Consider the following 2285-nt stretch of genomic DNA (forward strand, 5'->3'; position numbering starts at 1 on the left):
CCTGAAATGCCCTGCGGGCAACTTTGATAGTTCCCTCACTTTGTTCGGTCAGAATGAAGCTACCTCAAGTATTAATATAAAATTCAAGTAATCATCGCGGTAAGATTCTTTCGTCTTCGACCATCCAGCTATCAAATAGCTTTATGAACAGTAGCATTGGTTCGCTTCGCTCACGGCCTAGCAGGGAGGAAGGTTGATCCTATCTTCGATCAGTCCCCCCTTTTTTATCGGCTGAGGATCGTTGAAGATCCTTTTTACATTAGCAAGCAGCCTCCTATGCTCTAACGAGCATAAAAAATCCCTACAAACGCTTGTATGCGTTTTTTTATCACGTAACCATATTTCCCCCAGATGGAAGCCAAAAAGGGCTTAAAATCGCTTACAGGCTGTTTAGTTGGATTTTTCTTTCCTGATATTGTTTTCCTCACGAGAAAAGATCGTCAATTATCAATATTCGTACCTGATTCAGGTAAAAAACCTGCTTGCTAAATAACTTACATCTAATTGATTTTATTATTGAATATTTTTAATTAAACCGTTAATCTGCCAAGGCTATCGGCAAAATCCGATAGTCGGGGATTTGCAACCCTGAAAATAGTTACCCACTGGTAGGAAGTTTCTGCCAGTGTGCCTGCATTCGCCTATTCAATGGCGGTTCAGGCGGGGGAGGCTTCGGCCTCACCGGACGGTAACTACCGGTATTGCAAACCCTGCTTGAATCGCCACCAATCATCAGAATGAGGTGAAGCAGGAATGAAACCGACCGAAGACTGGCACCCCGCCGAAGTTGTTGCCGCATTACGTAAAATCGGCACCAATATGGCTGAACTCTCCCGTGAATTTGGGCTAGGTCCCTCGACATTGTCCAATACCCTTAACCGTGGCTGGCCTCGGGGGGAATGGATCATAGCCCTACGCCTCAATCTGCACCCGTCTCAAATCTGGCCCAGTCGCTATTTTGATCACAACGGTTACTTGAAAGAGCGTAAACCCCGTCACTCCTCGCGAGGGGTTGGGGGTGAGTTAGTCAATCGTTTTGATAGTAAAAACCCTGAAAGCAGCATGACGGATGAAATTCTGTTAAAAACCGGATTACAGCTTTTGAGGGAGGAATGTAATATCTCGGCCAGAGAGATATCAGAAGCGCTAGATATTCCTCTGTTGTCTGTTGTTCAGATAGAACGTCTGGCCAAAGATGTAAAACTGTCTGACCTGAGACGTTATATCGAAGCGATAGGCGGGGAACTCAGTCTACGCGTCAAATTGCCTAGCGGTGATATCAGAACGTTCAAGGTATGAGATTTATCAACGGAATATCATCAGGGGCATCCATTATCACGATGCCCCCGTGTTTTTAAACAGGCTTGTTATCAGTCTTATTTTCAGCGAGCAACCGATCACCGAGACTTTTCAGTCCCCTGATTTCTTCTGGTGTACATTTGCTCAGTTTTGACAATGCCCCGACGAACGCGCTGGCATCAAATTGAAGCTGCCCGGTTTTCTTGTCAATTAAGCCGGCAACACTGACCAGTCCCGCCACCTTAAACATTTCGTGATTGCGTGCCTTACGGGCGGCTAACCGTTCCGCATTGATCACTTTTGCGGCAGCCCCTTTTGCTTTCATGGCTCGTTCTGCGGCTTTTTCTGCCCGAACCAGTACAGCCAGTTTGCGATCCTCGTCGCGATCCCTGTTCTCTGTGGTAGCCAGCTTCACGAGTAGCTGCTGGTGCTCTGTGGGTGATTTCAGCCCTCTGATGTAGCTGATACGAGCGTTGAGCCATTCGTTGCTTTTGTTCATGAGTAACCTCATTATCTGATGCCGGCACTTGAGCGCTCTTTCCTTACTAATAATCCTACCCTTTTGTTCGCCTGTTGCAAAATTAGCATAATGCAAATCGGCTCACTATCGGGTAGGATTATTAGTAAGGCGCGCTTAGATGTTTCTCATCTTCGATGAGAAACGCGCGTTTGGGGCTTTGCCCCAAATGAGAACACCGTGAGGTATGGCATTATGGCGATAGCCCGATTAAGCGTGAAAGTCGGCAGGAAAGGAAAAGGCGCACAACATGCTGCCTACATTGCCCGTGAAGGGAAGTACAAAAACCGCCTTGAGAAAGGTGAACGCCTAGAAACGACCGACTACGGCAATATGCCCGCATGGGCGGCAGATAACCCGCAACAATTCTGGCTGGCTGCGGATGCGTTCGAGCGACAGAACGGCACGGCTTATCGAGAAATGGAAATTGCCCTGCCCCGTGAGCTGACACCAGAACAGCGGGAAAGTT

Annotated in this window: 2 protein-coding genes and 1 pseudogene; 2 read left to right on the forward strand and 1 reads right to left on the reverse strand. The window is 47.5% G+C overall.

Annotated features, from left to right (window positions below; translation table 11 throughout):
- Positions 1-753: 753 nt before the first annotated feature.
- Positions 754-999: pseudogene (locus tag BM100_RS23735) on the forward strand (helix-turn-helix domain-containing protein); the annotation flags it as partial.
- 355 nt (positions 1000-1354) lie between these two features.
- Here BM100_RS23735 and BM100_RS22000 read toward each other — a convergent pair.
- Positions 1355-1798, reverse strand: a complete 444-nt coding sequence (locus tag BM100_RS22000) for a conjugal transfer protein TraD (protein ID WP_092514908.1) — start codon at positions 1796-1798, stop codon at positions 1355-1357.
- Between the two features lie 213 nt (positions 1799-2011).
- Between BM100_RS22000 and BM100_RS23355 the strand changes: the two genes are divergently transcribed.
- A partial coding sequence (locus BM100_RS23355) for a MobA/MobL family protein (RefSeq protein ID WP_175495006.1) occupies positions 2012-2285 on the forward strand: 274 nt, incomplete at its 3' end.

It is taken from the genome of Xenorhabdus mauleonii (assembly GCF_900113945.1).
GTDB classification, from domain to species: Bacteria; Pseudomonadota; Gammaproteobacteria; order Enterobacterales; family Enterobacteriaceae; genus Xenorhabdus; species Xenorhabdus mauleonii.